Origin of the sequence: Corynebacterium ulcerans, from assembly GCF_000767685.1 — a bacterium.
Lineage (GTDB): Bacteria > Actinomycetota > Actinomycetes > Mycobacteriales > Mycobacteriaceae > Corynebacterium > Corynebacterium ulcerans.
The window spans coordinates 247,415-269,464 of record NZ_CP009622.1 but is presented as its reverse complement, the minus strand read 5'-3'; the positions used below and the strand labels follow the sequence as shown (position 1 = coordinate 269,464).

Below are 22,050 nucleotides of genomic sequence, written 5' to 3'. Positions count from 1 at the left end.
CACCTTCACGCGCGTTTCGTGGCACGATTGAAGATAACTGTTTTAAATGAATTCGATCTGAAGGGATCAACCTGTGAGCAAGGACAACGGCTTTTTCACTGATGGCGCGGATCAATTCGACGCAAAGGTTAATGGAATCCCCCTGACTGATGTCGATGCCACTAACAAAGGCTCCATCGGTTCCCTCGTAAGTGACGCTACTGCGCAGATGTCCTCGTTGTTCCGCGCAGAGGTTGAGCTTGCTAAGACCGAGCTTGCTGCAGAAGCTAAAAAAGGCGTGATCGGCGGCGGTCTGTTTGGTGTCGCTGGCACTATCGCCCTCTACAGCTCCTTCTTCTTTTTCTTCTTCCTTGCAGAACTGCTCAGCGTCTGGCTGGATCGTTGGGCTGCATTCCTCATCGTCTTCCTCATCATGATCGTCCTCGCGGCCCTTCTTGCCTTTGTGGGCTTTAAGAAGGTCAAGAAGATCGGCAAGCCCAAGCAGACTATTCAGTCCGTCACAGAGCTTAAGAATCTCGTTCCGGGAAAGGCACAAGCCAACCTGGAGACTAAGCAGCGCGGAATGTATAGCTAACGTTTACAACGAAAACACTAGTGCGCCCCTCACACGCCGTTGTGCGGGGCGTTTTGCGTCCTATGAGCCTCCACAAGAAAGCTTAAAAGATTGAAGAAACATCGGCAGCCGCTGTCGCCTTCTGTAGTTGCGTTGGAAGGGCCTTTCCATCACCAGATGCTCCATACTCGTGGGCTGCGCCTTCACGCTGCTACAGCGGGCGACCCGCAGAATCCCGCCATTGTGCTTCTGCACGACTCTTTTGGAGGCTGGTTCGATTTCCGCCACATCATCGAGCCTTTAGCAGAGGCTGGTTTTCACGTCGCAGCGCTGGACATGCGTGGATACGGGCTCTCGGACAAGCCCCCAAGCGGCTACGAACACCGCTTTGCCGCGGGCGACATCGCAGGATCCATCCGGACGCTCGGGCATAATTCTGCCCACGTCATCGGGGTGGGCTCTGGGGCTTCTATCGCATGGTTGCTAGCCGCTAATTATCCCGATCACGTGGATTCTTTACTAGCCATTGGAGCGCTGCATCCCGCCGATATGCGCCGAGCAATTGGTCTTCGCCCTTGGCTGTTTTCTCATATTCTTCCGCTGACCATGATGTTCCGGCTCCCCCATCTGCTGCGTTCCTGGTGTTGGTCCCGGCGCGACCGTCTCATTGAACGCGATCTGCGGCTCACCACCGGCCTTGGTTTTCACGTCAGCGAGCGTTTCGAGCAGGAGCTTCGTTTGCGTCGTAGAGCGATGTCCATCGATTCCACGTTCCTCCCGGTAACAAAGACCTCTCGTTACAGCGTTAACGTTCCTCCTATGAAGTGGACGCTGCCTAAGGTCCAGGTGCCTGTGCATATGCTTGTCGACGCCTCCGCCACGTCCGCATGGCTCGCCCGCCGCGCGCACTCACGGTCGGCAGCAGGACTTAGTACCTCCACTGTGGGGGGAACAGGCCAGCGCCCGCACCTGGAAAACCCTAAAGGTTTTGTTTCCGAGGTGCTGCGTTTTATCCGGTCTGTCTAACTAGCTACGCACTTCTGAGTGTCTGCGGGGCTTTCCATTGCGGCGATGTCGCCCACGATGTTTTGTACTTCTTGAGCGGTAAGCACGTAGCCGATGTCGCTGCTGTCTACAGATGCCCCGAAGACCACTCCCAGCACGTTTCCTTCAGTATCCACCATGGGCCCACCGGAATTTCCTTTTCGGATGCTACCGCGCACGGTATAGGCCTCACGCTCAACCCTGCCGTTGGAATAGATATCTGCGCCAGAGATTGTAATGCGGTCGCTCACACGTGCTGGGGCCGCCTCAAAGGGGCCTGACTCTGGGAATCCCATGACTATGGCATCCGCACCAGATTCAGCCGGCTCTTGAGCCCAGGAAAGAGCAGGAAGACTGATCTTGTCAGACTTCAGCACTGCTATGTCCAACTGTGGGTTGTAGTACACGACTTCAGCGGCAAAGACACCCTCGACGGTATCCAAGCTGACTTTATCGGTGCCAGCTACCACGTGTGCATTAGTGATCACGTGAGATTCATCTATAACAAAACCAGAGCCCATCAGACGTCGGCTACATTTTTCAGATTCGCCCAGCACATGGATAACCGAAGGACGTAGACGCTCCACAAGGGCTGTGTCAGCAACTTTAATCGCGGGCGCTTCTACTTGCTTTGATTGTGTTCCTTCCACAAAGGGAGAAATCAGAGGCGGCAACCCAGACTCGTTGAGCATCGCCGAGATCCGGGAAGGCAACGTCGACAAGGCAGCTGGAATGTTGCGATCAACAAAACCCAAGATGGTGGAGTTCTTAATGCCCTGCGATACTGAACCGCTCAAGCTTGTGGCCAGCGGGATGGCAACCAACCACGCAACGATCAATGTAGCGAGCGCCTGGAATAAGGCGCCTACCATCGAATCGAGCGCCAGAGTTTTGCGCCACTGAGCCCGATCCCGCAGCGACGAGCCGATAAGCCCTCCAACAAGATTGCCTATTCCTACAAGAAGAATCACCGTGCCCAAAGCAAGCAGGAAACGCAATGCTGTGGATTCCGTCTGTTCCATGACTACCGGAGCTAGGGCAGCCCCACATATCAGGCCTGCTATCACACCCAAGGTTGAGAGCACCGAGGCGAATGCTCCCTGTCGCCATCCAGAAAAGATAGCCAAGATGAGCGCCAGCCCGATGATTATGTCCACGACTGTTCCTGGAGTCACGTCTGTGGGATACCTTCCTATGAGCGTGTGTACTAAAGCGCACTAGGCGCGATATCTGAGAGCCTGACCGCAGTCGGTGTTTTACCTGCGCGGATACAACTGGCCAAGCCGCTCGTTGTTTCGCGATTCAGACAGTGTCTTGTGCAAATCGTAGTGGGTGGTTTTATCCCATGGATGCTCCCATCCCGCATGTGCGATAAGAGCATCAAGCAGTCCTCCGGTAAAACCCCAGATCACATAATCATTTACCCGGAATGCCGGCCCAGACCAGTCTTTGTGTTGCACCATAAACCGGTTAGCGGGATCCGTGAGAGACAACACGGGGATATTAGCCACTGAGTCGGCCTCTTGTGGACTGACCACGCCAATGGGGCCGATGCTGTGCCAGTGGGCCAACACAGGAAGCACTGGATAACCTGTTGCGCGAATATGCACTTCAGGAAGCTGCGCGAGAGGTGTCACGGTCCGACGGTCTAAACCAGTCTCTTCCCATGCTTCTCTGAGAGCGCAATCCACCGCATTCACATCAGTCTTATCCAGGCGGCCACCCGGAAAAGCTATCTGTCCAGAGTGGGCTCTCATGCTTGGCGAACGGTGTGTGAGCAGCACGGAGGCGTCGTTAGGCATCTCCGCTGAAGTTTCCGCGCCGGCGAGGAGAACCAGCACCGCGGCACGCTTAGTGGAATCTGGGGAAGACTCCGGACGCAGTGCCCGCCGGATCCTGCCGTCGATGGCGCCACCCGTCACATCTCCGACTAGGCGCCTCATCCATACGGGGGCGCGTTCAGGCCGCAGCGTGATATTTTCCCCAGGGATATCTGGACGTGGGAAATCACCGAGTCTCCCCTCGTTGATGTCCATCAGGAAACCTCCGTAGGGGTAGCAGTTGCGGGAAGATTTCTTAGCACTGCAGACTCAAGGTCTCTATAGTGCTCAAAGGGCTTCGGGATCGTCGAGATGAGCTTTCCATTCTGATCAAAAACAAGGGTGATGGGCACTACCTTAGGCAACCCAAGTGAAGCTGCGAAACTATTGTTATTGTCTTGTAACGATGGCATCTGGATACCAAGATCGTTGAGCAGTGCAGCGCCGTTAGCGGCATTAGTGTCTGCATGAACTCCTACCACGGAAAACTCTGGATGTTTAGCCGCGAGTTCGTCAAAAAGCGGTAGCTCCTTGCGGCACGGCTCACACCACCAAGCCCATAGCGATACCACCGTAACAGCAGGCATAGGATGAGCTCGGTGTTGAGCACCCAAGCACGGAAGCGCGACCCCACCCACGTCCGTAACGGGGCATTCCGGGCGATTCTGAACGTTCTGGGCCACAGTGTCACTACCCTCAGCCCCGGCGCTTTCCTTCTGGTTACCCGAGCTGTCTCCATGCAGAAGATGAGGAACTGCTGCCACCAGGAACACAAGCATCACGACAAAAACGCCAAAGGAAGCAGCGATTGTCTTTTTCATACTTAAGCTCCTGCCAACTCCAATAATGCTTCACGATTATCCCCTACCACCAACGCAGATGCCAGCTCGGGATCTACAGGCCCCTCAGCGCCAAAGCTCGGGCATTCCGCAGCCAGAAAACAAGCCCCACAGGCAGCTTTACGCGAATGGCATACACGACGACCATGAAAGATGATGCGGTGGGAAAACATCGTCCATTCTTTCTTCTCTATGAGCTCTGCGAGTTCTGCCTCCACTTTCAGAGGATCAGTGTGAGAACTCAAGCCCATGCGGCGCACCAGCCGGCCAAAATGCGTATCCACGGTCAGGCCCGGGATATCAAAGGCATTTCCGCGAACTACATTGGCAGTTTTCCTTCCCACACCAGGCAGGCTGACCAAGTCCTCTATGCCCTGCGGGATTTCGCCATCAAAGTCAGCCACCAGCTTCTGCCCTAGCCCGATGAGGTGCGCTGCCTTTGCTTTATAAAATCCGGTAGGCCGGATGATTTCTTGCAGCTCAACTTCATTCGCGTTGGCATAATCCCATGCAGTTGGATACATGGAGAAAAGTCGAGGAGTCACCTGGTTAACGCGCACATCAGTGCATTGCGCGCTCAGTACTGTGGCCACTGTGAGCTCTAACGGATTTTTAAAATCCAACTCACAATGGGCCTCTGGGTATCCCACGCTCAGAAGCCTGTTAATCCTCCGCGCCCGACGTTTCTTCCCTAGGGGAGTCTCTTGCCCACGTGCAGCCTTATGCGCCCCCACTTTGACCCGGGCAACCGGCGGAGAGGTTGGCAACTCTAATGGATACTGACTCGACATGGCACCTACCTTATTCCAGGGCTATGACATTGGTCCGAAACTGCGCTGCACGCCGCCTGATGCAAGGCTAAAGTGGCAGCATGAGCTTCCTGTTGGTATTTTTTGTCCCCTTTGCTCTCGCACTGTTCCTCTTATGGATGGATCGTCTAGAGATCAAGGTCCTCCACCCGCACGGAATTACTGAGGAGAATAACGCCGCAGCCAACATCACTGACCTTCCACTTACCAGCGCAGAAGCGGAAGAACCTGACTCCACGGGCGATGCTAAGAATTTTTTATCTAGCGACGAAAAATAACCCCACCTTTTTGGCACCCCCGCTGCGGACCCCGAACCCCACGGCAAAGTAATTTACTCGTGATAATTCAAAAATTTCACCCCCATTCAGCACCCAAACCCCTCACTTTGTGACCAATCCATTTTGAGGGTGCAAAAGTGACGCAGTACATAGTATGGTGATCTAGGAAACATTAACTAAACCGGTCGAAGCAATGCGAAAGTGCTCTCCACAATCGTGCCACGATCCGGTTATAACGCCGCACTAGCTATAGCTCAGGCTTGGAGAGATTCCTAGCGCGGCCTACTAGAGGAGTATTGACGTGGATGGTGTGCAGGATATTCTCTCCCGCGCCGGAATTTTTCAGGGTGTAGATCCAGTTGCGGTCGGTAATCTGATTCAGGAGCTTGAAAGCGTCCGATTCCCGCGCGGGGCAACAATCTTTGAAGAGGGTGAGCCTGGCGACCGTTTGTACATCATCACTTCCGGAAAAGTGAAGCTGGCCCGCCACTCACTCGACGGTCGTGAAAACCTCTTGACAGTCATGGGCCCTTCCGACATGTTCGGCGAACTGTCCATCTTCGACCCAGGCCCACGTACGTCTTCCGCCGTCTGCGTCACCGAAGTTCATGCTGCCACCATGAATTCGGAGATGCTGCGCCAGTGGATCAGCGATCACCCAGAGATCTCCGAGCAGCTACTTCGCGTCCTAGCGCGCCGCTTGCGCCGTACGAATGCATCCCTCGCAGACTTGATCTTCACCGACGTCCCCGGCCGGGTTGCTAAGACGCTTCTGCAGCTAGCAAACCGCTTTGGCACCCAAGAGGGCGGCGCCCTCCGCGTGAATCACGACCTCACCCAGGAAGAGATCGCTCAGCTCGTGGGCGCAAGCCGTGAGACCGTGAACAAGGCTCTAGCCACATTCGCTCACCGCGGTTGGATCCGCCTCGAAGGCAAGTCGGTCCTGATCGTAGACACCGAGCACCTGGCAAAGCGCGCACGCTAACACTTTCCAGCGCTCACATGTAGGGAGTTGAGTCTTCACTCCCTACAAAGGCCTGGTGGCCCGGCTCCCGCATGGGAACAGCCGAGCCACCAGGCCTTTTGTAGATGCAGTTATTCTTGTTCCGCCAGATAGCGCAGTGCCACGCGGGTCGATTGTTCTGCAGCACCTCGCAGAACTGGGTCTACGTCATCATAGACGGCGTCGATAAGCTGTTTGATGGATGCATCCTCGCCGAGCTCGGCGCGCGCTGCGCGAATTTGATCTAAGCGCTGACGACGACGCTGGGTGTACCAATGAGCAAAGCTTGCAACATCATGCCCTTCCGGCCCGTGGCCCGGCATAAGGCACACGTCTTTGCCACGCTCCTCCAGGAGCGCGAGAGTATTGAGGTAATCCCCCAGATCACCATCGGTCTCGGAAATCATCGTGGTATGGCGCCCAGCGATGGTATCGCCAGTGATAATCCCCTCTAGCTCCGATGCGTGCGGTTCCCCGCTCCACACAAAGAAACATACGGAGTCGGCGGTGTGTCCCGGCGTAAAAACAACCTCTACTTGGGGAGTAACGCCGTCCACGGTGATTACCTCGCCGTCGACAAGCGGCGTTCCGCCTTTGCAATAAGCCGGGTCCTGCGCCCGAACAGGAGCTCCCTCTGTGAGCTGATAGAAGCGCGGCGCTCCGTCAGCATGATCGTGATGCCTATGCGTGAGCAGTATCAGACCAACCTCATTGGCCTTGCTATTGAGTACATTAAGGTGACCCTCGTCCTCAGGACCAGGGTCAATAACTATGCTGCGCGAGTCCCCCTCTGCACGCACGACCCACGAATTAGTTCCTTCGAGAGCGGCGTACCCCGGATTGGGACAAAGTACCACCGAAACGGACGGACTAACCGGCCGTAGCTGACTGTAAGCAGGATGCTCCATGCTCATCAGCTTAGCGATTATTGCCATGCCAAACTACTTAAACGGAACCCCACCGTTAGTTTTGCGGGGTCCGTTTGCATAGAAGACTGCCAACTCTTTCCTACTCAGCAACCTCAACAACAACTTCGATCTCAACCGGAGAATTCAACGGCAGTTCCGCCACTCCTACGGCACTACGCACATGCGCCCCGGCCTCGCCAAAGACTTCCCCCATGAGTTGCGAAGCACCGTTGACCACGCCAGGCTGCCCGCCGAAATCCTGAGCAGAGGCAACAAAGCCCACGATTTTCAGGACTCGGGTCACATTATCAATGCCCACCACAGCATCGATGGCGGCCAGAGCATTCAACGCGGCCACGCGAGCATAGGATTCAGCCTGTTCCGCGGATATATCCGCCCCAACCTTGCCCACTGCCGGCAGTGCGCCGTCGATAAAAGGTAGCTGGCCAGAGGTCCACACCTGGTTTCCTACCTTGGTGGCCGGAATGTAGACAGCCACGGGCGCTGCAACGTCCGGCAGTTCTATGCCTAGGTTTTTAAGGTTTTCGCTTGCCGGCATCACTCAACCTCGCGCTTCATGTAAGCGACAACATTCTCCGGGTTTGGCCCCGGCACAACGCTGACGAGCTCCCAGCCGTCCTCGCCCCAAGTATCCAGAATCTGCTTAGTCGCGTGAGTGAGCAAAGGTACAGTGGCATATTCCCATTTAGTCATGCCTATAACTGTACCTGCCACAACCTCGCTTTAAAGGCTTAAGGGATGCAGGAGCGTTACGACGCCCACCATGCAGCAATCCCGCACGCCCAGTACGCACGTGCCAGCCTGCCCGTCGCGCTCGTGGGAGCAGCGCACAGGCTTCCACCTTAGCGGTGGTACTAGGGCCTCCTCGCTATATTCCAGTTATATTCCGGCGAGCTCGCCGCCACGTGCAAAGAAATCTCGCCAGCTCTCAATGTCAGGGTTGTTGCGCAGAATGGAACGTCGTTGCCGCTCTGTAAGGCCTCCCCACACTCCAAACTCCACACGATTATCAAGAGCATCAGCACGACAGCGCATCATCACGGGGCACTCACTACAAATCGCTGCCGCCCGTCGCTGCGCCGCGCCACGGACAAAAAGGGCATCCGGGTCTTCATTACGACAGTGGGCATACATTACCCAGTCTCCACGCTCCAATGCCCGAAGTGACCCCAGCGCATCTTCCTCTAGGGGGCTGATCTTACGTACGTTCATCAACGAAGTTGTCATGATGAACTCCTCCTGACATAAATCTTGGAACGAACTAGAGACTCAAAAAGCCAAGTCTCTGCACCCTTTTACAGGCGCCCAACGTGAACTCATGTAAGTCTATTCACAGAAAGTTGCATAAGTCGAATGCATCACACTTTGTGGGGATATTTCCTACTTCCCCCTACAACGGTTGCTTAGCTAGGGTAAAGGGGTGTCAAAGTGGAATTCACTCACCAGGATCGTCGCCGCTGCTGTAGCAGCAGGGGCTGCCAGCGCCCTAGCGCTCTCCCCCGTAGCTGCCATCACAGGCGTTGCAGCTGCACGCACTAGTGCAACAATGCAGTCCAATCTCCAAGATTTGACCGATGGGTCTGCCCCGGGAGTCTCCACCATTTTAGATAACCAAGGCTCACCGATCGCCTGGTTATACACCCAACGCAGGTATTCTGTGCCGTCTGAAGCAATCCCACAGACGGTAAAAGACGCGATCGTCTCTATCGAAGACCGCCGCTTTTATGAGCATAAAGGCGTGGATCTACAAGGCAATCTGCGCGCAATCGCCGCCAATCTTTTTGCCGGAGGCGTTGAACAGGGCGCATCCACCCTGGACCAGCAGTACGTGAAGAACTACCTACTTCTTGTCACATCGAACAATGCGGACGAGCAAGCAGCAGCTACGGAAACATCCATCCCACGTAAATTGCGCGAGATGCGGATGGCCTCGACCATCGACAAGATGCTCTCCAAAGATGAAATCCTGACCCGCTACCTCAACCTGGTGCCCTTTGGAAATAATTCCTTTGGTATCGAGGCCGCAGCACGGACTCACTTTGGCAAATCCGCCTCTGAACTCTCTTTGGCCCAGTCTGCGATGTTTGCCGGCATGGTGCAGTCCTCTTCCTACCTCAATCCGTTTACCAATGCAGATGCGGTTCTTGAGCGCCGCAATACCGTTTTGGATTCCATGGTGATGAACGGCTACATCAACCAGGAAGAAGCCGACGTGGCCAAAGCAGAACCACTCGGTGTGCTAGACGCACCTCAGGGGTTGGCAAATGGTTGCATCGCAGCTGGCGATAGCGGGTTCTTCTGCGACCACGTCCTTAATTACCTCAACAAAAAAGGCCTCAGCACCGAGCAGATCACTAAGGGCTCTTACACGATTAAAACCACGCTTGACCCTCAAACTCAGACGGCCGCTCACAACGCTGTCACCAGCCAGGTCAATGCACAATCCCCGGGAGTCGCAGATGTTATGAACATCATTGAACCCGGCACTAATTCGCGCAAGATCCTGGCGATGACGTCCTCCCGTGATTACGGTTTGGATCTCAACGCAGGTCAGACGGTTCTCCCACAAACGTCCTCGCTGGTGGGTGCCGGCGCCGGCTCAGTCTTCAAGATTTTCACGGCCGCGGCTGCACTCAAGCAGGGCTATGGTTTGGACACTGTCCTACAGGTTCCTCGCCGCTATGAGGCCAAGGGGCTTGGCGACGGCGGCGCCTCAGGCTGTGCACCCGGAACTTACTGCGTAGAAAACTCTGGTTCCTACGCTCCACAGATGTCTCTGCGCGATGCTCTGGCATATTCGCCCAATACTCCCTTTGTCCAGCTCATCGAGTCTGTTGGCGTGCGCGATGTGGTTGATATTTCCGTAGCACTGGGCTTGCGTAGTTACTCAGAGAAGGGTTCTTTTGATCAAAATAACTCCATCGCGGACTACTTCAAAGAGCACAATCTGGGTTCCTATACCTTAGGCCCCACAGCCGTCAATGCCCTTGAGCTCTCTAATGTTGCGGCTTCCCTGGCTTCCGATGGCATGTGGTGCGAGCCAAGCCCTATCGAGTCAGTAACCGACCACAATGGCAACGAGGTGTACCTAGAGCGTCCTGCGTGTGAGCAAGCTGTCAGCAAAGAAATTGCCAATGCGCTGGCCAACGGCCTGAGCCAGGACACCATCAAGGGAACCGGCGCGGCTGCGGCAAAGGCCGCGGGATTCCGTGCCCCAACAGCCGCCAAGACAGGTACCACGGAGTCACACCAGTCGGCCGCTTTCCTCGGCTTTAACTCCAACTTTGCGTCTGCGGCCTACATTTACAACGACGGAACAACCGTGTCCCCGCTGTGTACCTCACCGGTCTCCCAGTGTGGAAAAGGCACTCTCTTCGGCGGCGACGAACCCGCCCGCACCTGGTTCTCAGCTGCGACGGCAGCCGGCCGCGCCGCAACCGGCACCCTGCCTGCTTATGACACAAAGTACAATCGCGGATCCTCGGAAGACCTCGGCAGCTCCTACATCGGCCGCAACGGCGACGACGTAAAGCGCGAGCTCACAGGCAAGGGATACAAAGTTGTCACCGAATACACCGCAGGCAATGGCCTCCCCAAGGACCATGTAGTCCGCACCGAGGTTCCTGTCCCCCTCAAGTCCGACTCCACCATCAAGCTTGTGCTTTCCGACGGCACCGCCCCCCGCCGAACCACCAGCCCCCTGATACCACGAGACGAAGCCCCCGCCGATGACAACCGCAATCAGGGAGGCAACGACCTAGCCAACCTGCTGGAACAGCTACTTGGCAGGTAGTCACCACCCGGGAAAGGGCTTAGGCTAGCGCCGCACGAACTGCCGTGGACAGGCGCTTGCCATCAGCCTGGCCTGCTGCTTTAGCTGTAGCGATCTTCATAACCTGGCCCATGTGCTTCATGGTGACGTCGCCATGCTCCGCGGCGACTTCTTCCACTGCTTGAGCAACGAGTGCGGCGAGTTGGGCGTCGTCTAGCTGGGCGGGCTGATATTCCGCAAGAATATCTGCCTCCTGAGTTTCTGCGTCGGCTAGCTCTTGTCGGCCTGCTCCGGCGTACACCTCTGCGGACTCGCGGCGCTTTTTAATCTCACGAGCAATGACCTTGAGCACGTCCTCATCAGTCAACTCATGCTTTGTTCCGCTCGTCTCCTCTGTCTGGATCGCGGCTAAAAGCATACGCAACGTGCCCGTACGCTCCTTTTCCCGGGCTTTCATAGCGGTGGTCAAATCTGCACGGATCTTCATCTTGAGTTCACTCATGGTTGTTAAGCCTACTCGCAGGTACGCTGTACGAGTGGCTTCATTGAAAAAGACTCTTCTCACGGCAACCGGCGTGCTGGGACTCACCGGACTTTCCACCCTTGCATGGGCATATCGCGAATGCTCTAACTTTGAGCTCAAAATCGTGGAACTGCCCATCCTAGAACCTGGAGTCTTAAGAGACGAAGACGAATTTAGGATCCTGCACCTCAGCGATCTCCACATGATCCCCAACCAGATTAAGAAGCAAGAATGGGTAGCACAGCTGGACAAGCTGGCCCCGGATCTGGTTGTGAACACGGGAGATAACCTCAGCGATCCCAAAGGCGTGCCCGGAGTGCTGCGTGCACTCGGCCCGCTGCTCCGACGCCCAGGGCTCTTTGTTTTTGGTACCAACGACTATTTTGCCCCCAGCATGGTCAACCCCTTCCTCTATCTCTTTGGCAAAAAGCGCAAACCGAGCGAGGTAGCACTGCCATGGAAAGGAATGCGTGCCGCCTTCATAGAGCACGGGTGGCGCGACGCAAATCAGGCTCGACACGAGTTCCAAATCAACCATGTGCGCATCGCCGTTGCGGGTGTCGACGACCCCCACCACGACCTCGACGACTATGAAGAAATAGCCGGCCCGCCGAATCCGGACGCAGACCTCAGCATTGCGCTGCTGCATGCCCCCGAGCCACGCGTACTAGAGCGCTTTGAGCGCGACGGCTACATGTTGTCGCTCTCCGGCCACACCCACGGAGGCCAAGTCTGTTTGCCTGGCTCCCGTGCCCTTGTTACCAACTGCGGGATCGATGCACAGCGAGTGCAGGGACTGCACACTTTTGGGAACATGTGGATGCACGTTTCCAATGGTCTGGGCACTTCTAAATTCGCCCCTATCCGGCTTTTCTGCCGCCCTTCTGCCACGCTGATCCGCGTCACGGAAAAGCGTTAAGGCTAGCTGCTGGCACCTTACGGTGCACTCGGTGCAAATGCATTTCGCGCACCATCTGCAGTTTTGCTGTTTCCCACGTCGATCAACTAAAGTATGTCCAGTATCGACGGGATATGGCGCAGCTTGGTAGCGCGCTTCGTTCGGGACGAAGAGGTCGCAGGTTCAAATCCTGTTATCCCGACCACTGAGAACAGGCTAGTGATCCACTTATGGATTGCTGGCCTGTTTTTCTGTGCGCTATCGCTGCTCTACCGCACTGCCGCCACTGCCATTCTTATCACCGACAGACCCTGCATTTCCATAGACAAAAGCCCAAAATCAGGCCACACGCTACCCCTTTGTCTATGGAAATGCAGGCTACCCAACTCAGCACCCCAAGGTTTTGTCGTTTTTGAGAACGCTAGAAAAATCGACCTGGGCTTTTACCCCACACACCCCGCTAGCGTTCTAACGACAACCCCCTCCCCGTCACACAAAAATATCAGCCTTTATTACTGATATGCTCATTTGATTCGCGTGAAGTATATAGAAAGGCATGCAATGAGAATGACCCGTCGAAAAACGTTGACGGTTGCCGCCCTCATCACTGTTAGCTCGTTCACCGGCGTAAGCACCGGACACGCCATCGATTTTGGGACAATCACGAGACTGCCTTCCGCTTTATTCTCAGGATCCTCTGGTTCCTCCGGCTCTTCCGGCTCCTCGATCCCAGACGCTAAGCCCGCCCCGCAGCGCCCAAACCGGATCTCCGAGGGACTCACGGTCACCATGCTCGACGATCTCTTTGGACGCGGTAAATCCGATAAGTTCGGCATCCTTTCCGGCGACCTAGGTGAAATGGTCCGACTAGCCAAGGACGGCAAAGAATTTGCCATCATCTTCGGAGATTCTTTCACTGGCGAGGGCCTGCAAGGCGAGTGGAAAAGCCCGATCGGCTTGGTGGCCAAGCTGGGAGAAGACGGGAAAATACAGATCCTTCGCCCGCTCAACGAGGGCGAAAAAGCCGAGCAGCTTATTAAGTACGAGCACAAAGACCGCCTGACGCTCCTCCCCTCGGACGTCATTAACATCGACGGAACAATCTACATGCAGGCCATGTGGCATAAGGGTTTGGGCAACGTCATAAAAACTCAGATCTGGAAGTCCACCGATCAGGGAAAGACCTGGTCTAGCGTCAACGAGATACCCGCTAGTTACATGAACGAGTTCGGCAGCCTTCTCTCCTGGGAAAACGGCGACGACGGATACGTGTACATGGTCTCCTCCAAGTTTGGCCGCGCGCACAGCGTCTATCTCACCCGCTTCCGCCCTGCGGACATCAGCGATGAGCAGAAGTGGGAGCACTATAACCCCACAACAAGCACCTGGTCCACGCATGTCGATGGTGCATCTCTCACACCGATCCTCAGCAACTCGGTGAAAGCCGGCGAGATGTCCCTGCGCCGAATCGAGGGGCACTGGGTACTCAGCATGTTCAACGAAGAGACCTGGGCCATCGAGGTGCGGATCTCCGAAAAAATCGACCAAAGCTGGGATCAGATTAAGCCGGCTCACGTGGTGGTCGCTGGCACCGGCGGCTGGGGAGCTAAGCAAAATGAAAACAACTTCACCCAGCTCTACGGCGGCTATATCACGCCTTTTTCCACTCTCGCCGACATGAATATCGTGGTGTCACAGTGGAATACCTCAAATAACAGCCGTTATAACTCCACGCAGTTTAACGTCAAGGGCTTGGATAAGTTCTTCAACGTCACGCCTAAGCTTGCCGACGCCCAACCAACGCCGCAAGCAGTCACCGCTTCCCCCGAAGGCACAGCAGATCAAAGCGTTATCGAGGTCTCTGAGGTAACGCCAGTGGATCCAGGCAAGACCGCGACACCAGAGCAGGAGATCCTAGAAAGCGTCGCGCCGGTAGAGGTGTTACCCCTTACCGGCGCGCATGATTCAGAGAAAAACTAGTAGGTGATGTCCTCGGGTGCTGCATGAGCACCTGAGGACTCGCGCCTGCCCAGCAGCTTCAGCGATACTGCCCCGGCGGCTGCTAAACCAGCAGTGACCAGGACGGAGACCCAGAGCGCTGGGGAGTTTGTCCCGTTGCCGAGCGAGCTTAGCGCCAGCGTGGGATAGTTCAACGGCATAAGGTTCACCAGTGCCTGGGCGGTTGTGCCGATCTGCGCTGTCGCCGCAGAATTCCATACCCATCCCACGATTCCTACCTGTGCGATAATCCCAACGAGTGCGGCGAGATAGCCCCATGTAGCACCAAACGCACGGATCAGGACTGCTGTGCCCAGCCCAGACGCTAAGACAAGCAAGGCACATATACCGGCGGCTGCGGCAGCCTCCACCGCACCAAGCTCGGCACCCAGGATCGCTACGAGTGCGCCTCCTAGAGCAGCAAGCGCTATGCCTCCAACAAGGCTCACTACCCATGCTCGGCCACGCCCGTAGGTACCGGCGGCAAGCATGACTCCTGCGGCGATGAGGAAGGCATACATCGGAGCAAGGGTTTTGGTTATTCCTGCTTCTTCCGCTTCGGGGGTGCCAGCCTGGATAACAGGCAGAGCTCGGGATACCGCTCCCACGCGATCTTGGTTTGTCTTTGCCATCCCGTCGACTTTTTGAGCACCCTGATCTAGCTGCTCTACGCCTTTGAGGGCCTCGTCTACACCGGCAGCGAGCTCATTAAGCCCTGCGGAAAGCTCTTTGGACCCTTTGGTGGCCGAGTAGATGCCGTCGTGGAAGCCATAGCCCGGCACATGCAGCTGGTTGGCAAGCTCTCGGGAGCCATCGCGGAGTTTGGTCAGCTGATCGGTGATGTTTTTGTCCACCTGGAAGGTGTCTACCTGGCTGCGGAAGTCTTCCAATTGTGGCTTGAACTCCGCGGCCTTGGGGTCTTTGCTCTTGGCGATGTCTCCGATGGTTCGATCAAGCGCACCGAGAATTTGCCCACGAACGGCTTCCAGGGCAAAGAGCTGCCCCACTGCTTGGTCTACACCGTTGGCGATCTCCGTCGCACCGTCTCCCAGCTGGCCGGTGGCCGCCTGAAGTTGGTTCATGCCGTCGGCAAGCTTGGCGGCGCCGTCGCGGGCTGCGGTTGTTCCTGCTCCGAGTTGCTTGGAGCCGTCGGCAAGCTTGTGGGTGCCGTCCGCAAGCTGTTTGGTGCCGCCTTTGAGTAATCCTGCTTGGGCGCCGGCTTCACCGGCGGCGCGGCGGGCGTCGACAAGCGCTGCGTCGTCATGCACGGCGGGGGCCCCGGCTGATTCTTCCCCCGTAGACCAGGAACTGGCAAGATCGTAATCAGTGCTCACTGCGTACACAGTGCCGGCGATCAGTGGAGCGGCCAGAAGAATAGCTGCGCTGAAGTGGCGAACGGCAAATCGACTCATACTATAAAAATGTACTTAGCCAGCTGATTTTTCGGTTAACGACCCACCGAAACGCCCCAATATGCATGCAAAACTTCTATGCTGTAAGCCCCACCTGACCATAGTAAACACAACAAACACTGGTAACGTGAAAAAAGTTGACCAAAATCTAAAAATTCCCCGAATCTGTGGGTGTGAGTGATCTGTGACCTTATTGTTAGTTCTCGTGCTGGCTGCCTTTACGGTATCCTGCGCGCCTGTAGCCGTCCGGGCCTGCGATAGAAAGGCGGGGTGGCCCTTAGCGGCCCTGCTGCTCATCGCGGCCGGACTCCTTTGTAAAGAACTCCCTACCATCCTCGATGAGAGTCCTCTCATCTGGACATACACGTGGATACCCGACGCCCTCGGCCACGGCATCGACATACAGTTAGCTTTGCGTGCCGATGCCCTCAGCGTTTTCTTTGCGCTCCTCGCCCTTGTTATCGGCTCCATCGTCTTTATCTATTCTGCGTCTTATCTCCCCAAAAAAACGGGGAATACCAGCTTCTACACTCTGATGACTGCTTTCATGGCTGCCATCCTCATGCTGGTGCTTGCCGACGACGTCTTCACCCTCTTCATCGCATGGGAGCTCGTCTCTCTTGCTTCCTTCATGCTCATCGCCAGGTCTGGCGGCAGCGGTGGAGAATTAGGCTCGCAACGCACACTGATATTGACGTTTATCGGTGGCCTTACCCTGCTGGTGTCTATGGCAATCGCCGCCACCCAAGCGGGAACCACTAATATCCATGAGATTCTGGCGTCTGACTTCTGGTCGGAAAAGCCAGTGCTCACCACGGTGCTCGGCGTGCTCGTTGCGATCTCCGCGTTTACTAAATCCGCGCAGTTCCCCTTCCACTTCTGGTTGCCGGAGGCAATGGCTGCCGCTACCCCGGTTTCTGCGTTCCTTCACGCCGCAGCCGTGGTGAAGGCCGGCATCTATGTGTTAATGCGCTTCAGCGCTGTGTTCCATAACAACCACACGTGGAATCTCCTACTGATAACGGTAGGCATGCTTACCGCTGTCATGGCGGCATTCTTTGCTATCCAAAAAACAGATCTGAAAAAGCTCACCGCATACTCCACTGTTTCCCACCTTGGTTGGATCGTGGCCACCATCGGCGTAGGCACGCCTTTCGCTTTGGCCGCAGCACTAGTGCACACGCTCGCGCACGCGCTGTTTAAGTCGTCGCTCTTTATGCTCATCGGCGTCATCGACCACCAAACTGGAACACGAGACGCATCCCGTTTGGGCTCTTCCTGGCGACAGCTACCGTTTACCTTCGGATCCGTCATCCTGGCAGCAGCCTCGATGGCCGCGGTGCCTCCGATGCTGGGATTCGTGTCTAAAGAGGGCCTGCTCGCAGCCTTGAGCGAAGCCCCCCTGGGCAAAGCCGGAATCGTAGCCCTCCTGCTCACGGCAGGCGTCGGCGCGCTCTTTACCTTTACGTACTCCGTGCGCATCGTTGCCGATGGCTTTATCGACGGCGACCGCGATATGACGCACGTCAAAGAAGCCCCTGTCTCACTCTGGCTTCCCGCAGCACTCCCCGGCGCGCTCTCCCTACCGTTAGCTTTTGCCCTGGGTTATCTTGATGCCCCTATCTCTGAAGCTGTCGACGTAGTCGCAGAGGATCCCCACACGCATCTTGCCTTGTGGCACGGCCTATCGGTTGCGTTCATCATCTCCATGGTGGTGTTTGTGTTGGGAATCGTGGGAGTTATTTTCCGCAAGCAGATTTGGGCAGCTTTGGGCAGCCGTCCGCTATTCCCAGCCAGCGGCAATGACGTACTCCGGATCATGAATGAAGGTTCTTCTCGTCTGGGTCGCTCGATGGGCAAGATGGCAGACTCCATCGCTCCTACCCGTCATCTGGCGTATATGTTCCTGGCCATTATTATCTTCGGCGCATTCTACGTTCTGCCGGGACTCGTGAGCGGCGGAGTGGATGGCATCCCGGTGCCTGCCCGCATCTCTACGGATCGCTGGTATGACGCCATACCTTTGGTCATGGTCTTGCTCGGAGTGATCGCTCTGGTGCGCACCAAAAAACGCCTAAGCGGTGTGGTTCTGGTCGGCGTGGTCGGCGCAGGTGTAACGCTGCAGGTCTTCATGCTCGGTGCTCCCGACGTCGCGATGACGCAGTTCATGGTTGAGGCACTGACCGTAGTCATCATGATGATGGTGGTGCGCCAGCAGCCAAGTCACTTCCATAAACCCCGCAAGAGTCAGAAAGCCCTCGGTATTGCGATGGGAACCGGAGTAGGCCTGTTCGCTTTCCTCTCGGTCTGGGTGCTGTTGTCGCGCCACGAGCGCAGCGAGCTAGCCATGTGGTACCTCAACGAGGCCCCCAAGATTTCTGGTGGCGATAACGTAGTGAACACCATCCTGGTTGAGTTCCGTGGGTTTGATACCTTGGGCGAGCTCTCGGTCCTGGGTATGGCCGCTATCGTAATCGCCGCAGTGATTACGTCTATGCCTCGCTACCCCTTTGCCAAAGACACCCACCCGGCGCCTTTTGGCGGCGCGAATCTCAACGCGATTCCGCTTCGCGTCCTGCTTAAAGCGCTGGTACCCGTGCTCGTGGTGCTGTCCGTCATGATCTTCTGGCGTGGCCATAATGCACCAGGCGGCGGTTTCATCGCAGCCCTTGTGGCAAGCACCGCGATGATGCTGAGCTATCTCTCGTTCCCTCGTGACAAGCACATTTTCCCAGTACGTACTCCCATTTATCTCACGGGCATAGGAATTTTGACCGCCATCTTTGCAGGTTTCCTCGGCCTGACTCACGGTTCCTTCCTCTACGCGATTCACGGGCACTGGGCCGGGCAACACTGGACTACCTCCATGATCTTTGACATCGGTGTGTACCTTGCTGTGCTGGGCATGGTCAGCATGGCCATCAACGCTTTGGGCGGTTATCTTCGCCCTGGTCTGGATTACGAGAACCTGAACTACAACCGGGAGGATTCGCCTTTGACTCCCCTACCCAAGGTGGGCCACCTGGATGACTTTGGGGCCGAGCCTCACCTGCCTCCTTCTGAACCAGAGCGCGCTCGTTTGGCCAAGAAGGCCGAGCTCGCGTCCAAGGCGCTCCGGGAAGATAACGACCGCCATCTCGACGCCGCATCATTCACCGCAAAGGAGGAGAAGTAAGTGATTCTCGCACTCACAATCGCCATCCTTGCCGCCGGTGGTGTGTACCTTGTGCTCCAGCGCGGCATGCTGCGCATCGTCATCGGTATGACGTTGATTAGCCATGCCGCAAACCTCATTATTGTGGCTATCGGAGTGCCAGCGTGGCGCGGCGAGCCTTTCCCCAGCATCACCGATCTCAATGTGGCTGCTGATCCTGTCCCTCAGGCCTTTGTCCTCACAGCCATTGTTATTGCCATGGCAACCACCACGTACATGCTTACGTTGTCTGGCTTGGGCCGCTCCGACGATACCGAGCCGGAAGAAGTTGCCGACGAAGATTCGCCATTGCAGACTCTAGGACGCTCCACCACCAACGCTGAGCTCGCGGAAGACGAGGCGCACCTCGTACGCGAACGCGCCCGCCGCGTGCGACAGAACTCCGCGGATGATCACACAGATAATAAGGAGGCTCACTAATGGATTACGTGCTTCCATTGTTTGTTGGTATCCCGCTTGCGCTGGTCGCGGTCGCGGCAATCGCGCCGTGGCGTGTGCTCCGCGATGCCCTCGCTCTTATCACGCCGATAGGAACCGGAGCCGCAGGTGTGTGGCTGTTTGCCTACGTATCCGAGCACGGAACCATCGCCCACTCTGTGGGTAAGTACGTTGGCGGCGTAGCTATCCCCTTTGTTGGTGATCATTTCTCAGCGATCATGATCATCACGTGTTCTGTCGTGGCCTTTGCGTCCAACTGGTTTGCCATTGTTGTCGGTGAGACTCGCTCGCGTTTTTATTCCTCTCTATCGCTCATGCTGCTCACCGGCGTGATGGGCGCTTTGCTCACCGCCGATCTCTTTAACTTCTTTGTGTTCATTGAGGTCATGCTGCTTCCGAGCTATGGCCTGATGGCAATGACCGGCACCTGGGCACGCCTCAGCGCTGGCCGCACGTTTGTACTGGTCAACCTGGCTACTTCTACGTTGCTGCTTATCGGTGTCGCCATTGTTTACGGTGTTGTCGGTGCAGTAAACATTGCAGCACTAGCGGGAGCCGCCGCTGGTAACGGCCCTGTGACGGTAGCCATGGGTATCGTCGTCGTGGCCATGGTGGTCAAAGCGGGCATTTTCCCGGTTCATACATGGCTGCCACGTTCTTACCCTGCAACTTCCTCCAGCGTGATGGGGTTGTTCTCTAGCATGCACACCAAGGTTGCTGTGTACATGCTGATGCGCATCTACGTGGTGATTTTTGATCTGGATACCCGCTGGATCTGGCTGATTATCACGATCTGCATCTTGTCCATGGTCGTGGGTGCTTTCTCAGGTCTGGGCGAAAGCGCCATGCGCAGGGTTTTGGCGTATCAGATGGTCAACGGCATGCCGATGATCCTTGTTGTCCTTGCCTTTGCCTCTCACAATGCCAAGACCGTGATTGCAGCAGGCATTCTCTATGCTTTGCACCACATGATCACTGTGGGCTCTCTGATTCTCACGTCTGGCTCGGTCGAGGAAACCTATGGCACGGACAAGATGTCTAAGCTCTCTGGAATCGCCCATCGGGATCCGTGGGTGGCTGCGGTCTTTGCTGCCGGCGCGTTCTCCGTTGTTGGTTTCCCGCCGTTTTCTGGGCTCTGGGGCAAGGTCTTCCTGATCTTGGGAATCGCAGATTCTGCATCATGGCAGGCCTGGCTGGTCATCGCGATCATTATCCTGGCTAGTTTCGGGGCGTTTCTCTCCATGCTGCGCCTCTGGCGCGAAGTCTATTGGGGCGCTCCGATGAATCCGCAGCGCATCCCCGAAAGTCTGCGGGTACCGTGGTTGCGCTTGGCCCCCGGCGCTTTCCTCATCGTTGTTTCTTTCGGGATGTTCCTGTTCGCAGGCCCGCTCGTGTCTGCTACAAACGACGCATCGGAGTCGCTTCTCGACGTCAACTCCTATTCCACCGCAGTCCTCCACCAAGGCGAGGACGCGCCGGTAGGTGTTGCCACTAACACCACGCTGCAGGGAGGCCGCTAATGCTACATGCCATCAAGTACACGTTTTGGCTTATTGGCCAAGTCTTCATAGCCGGGTGGGTCCTGACTAAGGACACTCTCACGGGCAGCAAGAACTTAGATCCTTGTGTGGTCCGCTACCCCTTGCGGGTAACAAAAGATTGGCAGATTACGGTTTTTGCGGCATCGATCACGGCCACTCCGGGAACCATGTCGATCACGTTGGAGGAAGACGACTCCGCCGAATCCTCTGGCCAGCGCTATCTTCTTGTTCACGCGGTTGCCGGCGCAGACCCGCGTTCTGTGCTCGCAGATCTTGCTCACATGGAAGAGACTCTTGCGCCTCATGTGAAGGGTCTACATCCTGACTTTGCTGCAGTTCTTGACCAGGCGACTTGGGAATACCCCTCGCCTAAACCAGTGTTTAAGGAGGACAACTAATGTTTCTCATCGCCTCCTCTATTGGCATGGCTGCCACCATACTAGGCATTATTGCCACGATTATTCTGATGATCCGTACCAAAGATCAGCTCACCCGAGCCGTGATCTCAGACATGGTGTTTTACTCCATGATCGGCTTCTACATGATCTGGTGCATGGTCAACCACACACAGATCAATTATGAGATCGCCTTGCTCGCTGCGTTGGTTGGTGGCATCTTGCCCACGATGTCGGCAGCGCGCATCATCTCGAAGGGACGTCGCTAATGTTTTATGACTTTGCAGCAAGCGCGTTGATTCTCATAGCGTCGTTTTTGATCATCACCACACTCATCGCTTTGCTCCGCGCCCCGGATGCTCTTACCCGAGCAAATCTTATGGGTACTGCGACAAGCATCGCGCTGCCTCTTATCCTGATTGCTTCCCTTATCAATGACATCGGCAATGGCACTTTCTGGTGGGGAAACCTGGTTCGTGTCATCATCACGATCGCTGGTTTGCTCATCGTCCTAGCCGTGGGCAGCTTCCTCATGGGCCGTTCCCTCTACGGGATAGCTAAAGAACAACAAGACTAAAAAATCC

23 protein-coding genes and 1 tRNA gene are annotated in these 22,050 nt (G+C 56.1%); 14 read left to right on the top strand and 10 right to left on the bottom strand.

Annotated elements, in window-relative coordinates; all coding sequences use genetic code 11:
* The first annotated feature begins 73 nt into the window (after positions 1-73).
* Both CULFRC11_RS01245 and CULFRC11_RS01240 read left to right on the top strand, forming a co-directional pair.
* Positions 74-574 carry a phage holin family protein gene (locus CULFRC11_RS01245; RefSeq protein ID WP_013910662.1) on the top strand — a complete coding sequence of 167 codons (501 nt, stop codon included), beginning with the start codon at positions 74-76 and terminating at the stop codon, positions 572-574.
* A gap of 90 nt (positions 575-664) precedes the next feature.
* Positions 665-1,579: an alpha/beta fold hydrolase gene (locus CULFRC11_RS01240; protein ID WP_038620300.1), complete on the top strand. Its 915-nt coding sequence runs from the start codon at positions 665-667 to the stop codon at positions 1,577-1,579.
* Here the strand turns inward: CULFRC11_RS01240 and CULFRC11_RS01235 are convergent.
* The 4 genes from CULFRC11_RS01235 to nth form a co-directional block, all read right to left on the bottom strand.
* The gene (locus tag CULFRC11_RS01235; protein ID WP_023634971.1) at positions 1,576-2,772 is read right to left on the bottom strand and encodes a MarP family serine protease; all 1,197 of its coding nucleotides are present in this window, start codon (positions 2,770-2,772) and stop codon (positions 1,576-1,578) included. The genes CULFRC11_RS01240 and CULFRC11_RS01235 overlap by 4 nt on opposite strands.
* 81 nt (positions 2,773-2,853) lie before the next feature.
* A complete protein-coding gene (locus tag CULFRC11_RS01230) occupies positions 2,854-3,633 on the bottom strand; it encodes an NUDIX hydrolase (RefSeq protein WP_023634970.1) in 780 nt (259 codons plus the stop codon).
* Positions 3,633-4,238 (bottom strand): TlpA family protein disulfide reductase, encoded by a 606-nt coding sequence (locus CULFRC11_RS01225; RefSeq protein WP_023634969.1) that lies wholly within the window; start codon positions 4,236-4,238, stop codon positions 3,633-3,635. Before CULFRC11_RS01225 ends, CULFRC11_RS01230 begins: the two co-directional genes overlap by 1 nt.
* 2 nt (positions 4,239-4,240) lie before the next feature.
* Complete coding sequence (nth, locus tag CULFRC11_RS01220) at positions 4,241-5,047, bottom strand: endonuclease III (protein ID WP_023634968.1); 807 nt, start codon at positions 5,045-5,047, stop codon at positions 4,241-4,243.
* 80 nt (positions 5,048-5,127) lie between these two features.
* Between nth and CULFRC11_RS01215 the strand changes: the two genes are divergently transcribed.
* Both CULFRC11_RS01215 and glxR read left to right on the top strand, forming a co-directional pair.
* On the top strand, positions 5,128-5,343 hold the full coding sequence (locus CULFRC11_RS01215; RefSeq protein WP_031269902.1) for a hypothetical protein: 216 nt from the start codon (positions 5,128-5,130) through the stop codon (positions 5,341-5,343).
* A gap of 301 nt (positions 5,344-5,644) precedes the next feature.
* A complete protein-coding gene (gene glxR / locus CULFRC11_RS01210; protein ID WP_013241065.1) occupies positions 5,645-6,328 on the top strand; it encodes a CRP-like cAMP-activated global transcriptional regulator GlxR in 684 nt (227 codons plus the stop codon).
* Between the two features lie 110 nt (positions 6,329-6,438).
* On the opposite strand, the gene CULFRC11_RS01205 is transcribed toward glxR, so the two are convergent.
* The 4 genes from CULFRC11_RS01205 to CULFRC11_RS01195 all read right to left on the bottom strand — a co-directional run bounded on the left by CULFRC11_RS01205 (position 6,439) and on the right by CULFRC11_RS01195 (position 8,502).
* On the bottom strand, positions 6,439-7,281 hold the full coding sequence (locus tag CULFRC11_RS01205; RefSeq protein ID WP_023634967.1) for an MBL fold metallo-hydrolase: 843 nt from the start codon (positions 7,279-7,281) through the stop codon (positions 6,439-6,441).
* Positions 7,282-7,354: 73 nt separating this feature from the next.
* Positions 7,355-7,813 carry a RidA family protein gene (locus CULFRC11_RS01200; protein ID WP_023634966.1) on the bottom strand — a complete coding sequence of 153 codons (459 nt, stop codon included), beginning with the start codon at positions 7,811-7,813 and terminating at the stop codon, positions 7,355-7,357.
* Positions 7,813-7,968: a Sp36 family protein gene (locus tag CULFRC11_RS11195; protein ID WP_013910653.1), complete on the bottom strand. Its 156-nt coding sequence runs from the start codon at positions 7,966-7,968 to the stop codon at positions 7,813-7,815. Before CULFRC11_RS11195 ends, CULFRC11_RS01200 begins: the two co-directional genes overlap by 1 nt.
* Before the next feature lie 186 nt (positions 7,969-8,154).
* Entirely contained in the window at positions 8,155-8,502 is a 348-nt protein-coding gene (locus CULFRC11_RS01195; RefSeq protein WP_013910652.1) for a WhiB family transcriptional regulator, read from the bottom strand.
* A 193-nt stretch (positions 8,503-8,695) separates the two neighbouring features.
* On the opposite strand from CULFRC11_RS01195, the gene CULFRC11_RS01190 reads away from it, so the two are divergent.
* Positions 8,696-11,068, top strand: coding sequence for a transglycosylase domain-containing protein (locus tag CULFRC11_RS01190; RefSeq protein ID WP_023634965.1), 2,373 nt, complete (start codon positions 8,696-8,698; stop codon positions 11,066-11,068).
* A gap of 19 nt (positions 11,069-11,087) precedes the next feature.
* Here the strand turns inward: CULFRC11_RS01190 and CULFRC11_RS01185 are convergent, their stop codons facing one another.
* On the bottom strand, positions 11,088-11,549 hold the full coding sequence (locus CULFRC11_RS01185; protein ID WP_014835837.1) for a GatB/YqeY domain-containing protein: 462 nt from the start codon (positions 11,547-11,549) through the stop codon (positions 11,088-11,090).
* On the opposite strand from CULFRC11_RS01185, the gene CULFRC11_RS01180 reads away from it, so the two are divergent.
* The 3 genes from CULFRC11_RS01180 (at position 11,548) to CULFRC11_RS01170 (ending at position 14,448) form a co-directional block, all read left to right on the top strand.
* The gene (locus CULFRC11_RS01180) at positions 11,548-12,489 is read left to right on the top strand and encodes a metallophosphoesterase (RefSeq protein WP_031269901.1); all 942 of its coding nucleotides are present in this window, start codon (positions 11,548-11,550) and stop codon (positions 12,487-12,489) included. The genes CULFRC11_RS01185 and CULFRC11_RS01180 overlap by 2 nt on opposite strands.
* Before the next feature lie 107 nt (positions 12,490-12,596).
* Positions 12,597-12,673, top strand: a tRNA-Pro gene (locus tag CULFRC11_RS01175).
* Between the two features lie 356 nt (positions 12,674-13,029).
* Positions 13,030-14,448: a DUF4185 domain-containing protein gene (locus CULFRC11_RS01170; RefSeq protein WP_038620297.1), complete on the top strand. Its 1,419-nt coding sequence runs from the start codon at positions 13,030-13,032 to the stop codon at positions 14,446-14,448.
* On the opposite strand, the gene CULFRC11_RS01165 is transcribed toward CULFRC11_RS01170, so the two are convergent.
* Complete coding sequence (locus tag CULFRC11_RS01165) at positions 14,445-15,878, bottom strand: membrane protein (RefSeq protein WP_014835831.1); 1,434 nt, start codon at positions 15,876-15,878, stop codon at positions 14,445-14,447. The two genes, CULFRC11_RS01170 and CULFRC11_RS01165, sit on opposite strands and share 4 nt — an antisense overlap.
* A gap of 184 nt (positions 15,879-16,062) precedes the next feature.
* Here CULFRC11_RS01165 and CULFRC11_RS01160 point away from each other — a divergent pair, with 184 nt between their 5' ends.
* The 6 genes from CULFRC11_RS01160 to CULFRC11_RS01135 are packed head-to-tail and all read left to right on the top strand — an operon-like array spanning position 16,063 to position 22,043.
* A complete protein-coding gene (locus tag CULFRC11_RS01160; protein ID WP_023634963.1) occupies positions 16,063-19,053 on the top strand; it encodes a DUF4040 family protein in 2,991 nt (996 codons plus the stop codon).
* Positions 19,054-19,512, top strand: a complete 459-nt coding sequence (locus tag CULFRC11_RS01155; protein ID WP_023634962.1) for a cation:proton antiporter subunit C — start codon at positions 19,054-19,056, stop codon at positions 19,510-19,512.
* The gene (locus CULFRC11_RS01150; RefSeq protein ID WP_023634961.1) at positions 19,512-21,050 is read left to right on the top strand and encodes a monovalent cation/H+ antiporter subunit D family protein; all 1,539 of its coding nucleotides are present in this window, start codon (positions 19,512-19,514) and stop codon (positions 21,048-21,050) included. The genes CULFRC11_RS01155 and CULFRC11_RS01150 overlap by 1 nt, the downstream gene beginning before the upstream one ends.
* Entirely contained in the window at positions 21,050-21,469 is a 420-nt protein-coding gene (locus CULFRC11_RS01145) for a monovalent cation/H+ antiporter subunit E (protein ID WP_023634960.1), read from the top strand. The genes CULFRC11_RS01150 and CULFRC11_RS01145 overlap by 1 nt, the downstream gene beginning before the upstream one ends.
* On the top strand, positions 21,469-21,735 hold the full coding sequence (locus tag CULFRC11_RS01140; RefSeq protein ID WP_023634959.1) for a cation:proton antiporter: 267 nt from the start codon (positions 21,469-21,471) through the stop codon (positions 21,733-21,735). The genes CULFRC11_RS01145 and CULFRC11_RS01140 overlap by 1 nt, the downstream gene beginning before the upstream one ends.
* Positions 21,735-22,043, top strand: coding sequence for a Na+/H+ antiporter subunit G (locus tag CULFRC11_RS01135; protein ID WP_014835827.1), 309 nt, complete (start codon positions 21,735-21,737; stop codon positions 22,041-22,043). Before CULFRC11_RS01140 ends, CULFRC11_RS01135 begins: the two co-directional genes overlap by 1 nt.
* Positions 22,044-22,050 lie beyond the last annotated feature (7 nt).

Bases quoted from the DNA above. Each gene is read 5' to 3' on its own strand.
- nth (WP_023634968.1), bottom strand. From the start codon at position 5,047: ATGTCGAGTCAGTATCCATTAGAGTTGCCAACCTCTCCGCCGGTTGCC.
- CULFRC11_RS01230 (WP_023634970.1), bottom strand. From the start codon at position 3,633: ATGGACATCAACGAGGGGAGACTCGGTGATTTCCCACGTCCAGATATC.
- CULFRC11_RS01195 (WP_013910652.1), bottom strand. From the start codon at position 8,502: ATGACAACTTCGTTGATGAACGTACGTAAGATCAGCCCCCTAGAGGAA.
- CULFRC11_RS01200 (WP_023634966.1), bottom strand. From the start codon at position 7,813: ATGCCGGCAAGCGAAAACCTTAAAAACCTAGGCATAGAACTGCCGGAC.
- CULFRC11_RS01150 (WP_023634961.1), top strand. From the start codon at position 19,512: ATGGATTACGTGCTTCCATTGTTTGTTGGTATCCCGCTTGCGCTGGTC.
- CULFRC11_RS11195 (WP_013910653.1), bottom strand. From the start codon at position 7,968: ATGACTAAATGGGAATATGCCACTGTACCTTTGCTCACTCACGCGACT.
- CULFRC11_RS01145 (WP_023634960.1), top strand. From the start codon at position 21,050: ATGCTACATGCCATCAAGTACACGTTTTGGCTTATTGGCCAAGTCTTC.
- CULFRC11_RS01215 (WP_031269902.1), top strand. From the start codon at position 5,128: ATGAGCTTCCTGTTGGTATTTTTTGTCCCCTTTGCTCTCGCACTGTTC.
- CULFRC11_RS01140 (WP_023634959.1), top strand. From the start codon at position 21,469: ATGTTTCTCATCGCCTCCTCTATTGGCATGGCTGCCACCATACTAGGC.
- CULFRC11_RS01170 (WP_038620297.1), top strand. From the start codon at position 13,030: ATGAGAATGACCCGTCGAAAAACGTTGACGGTTGCCGCCCTCATCACT.
- CULFRC11_RS01135 (WP_014835827.1), top strand. From the start codon at position 21,735: ATGTTTTATGACTTTGCAGCAAGCGCGTTGATTCTCATAGCGTCGTTT.
- CULFRC11_RS01185 (WP_014835837.1), bottom strand. From the start codon at position 11,549: ATGAGTGAACTCAAGATGAAGATCCGTGCAGATTTGACCACCGCTATG.
- CULFRC11_RS01180 (WP_031269901.1), top strand. From the start codon at position 11,548: ATGGTTGTTAAGCCTACTCGCAGGTACGCTGTACGAGTGGCTTCATTG.
- CULFRC11_RS01205 (WP_023634967.1), bottom strand. From the start codon at position 7,281: ATGGCAATAATCGCTAAGCTGATGAGCATGGAGCATCCTGCTTACAGT.
- CULFRC11_RS01225 (WP_023634969.1), bottom strand. From the start codon at position 4,238: ATGAAAAAGACAATCGCTGCTTCCTTTGGCGTTTTTGTCGTGATGCTT.
- CULFRC11_RS01165 (WP_014835831.1), bottom strand. From the start codon at position 15,878: ATGAGTCGATTTGCCGTTCGCCACTTCAGCGCAGCTATTCTTCTGGCC.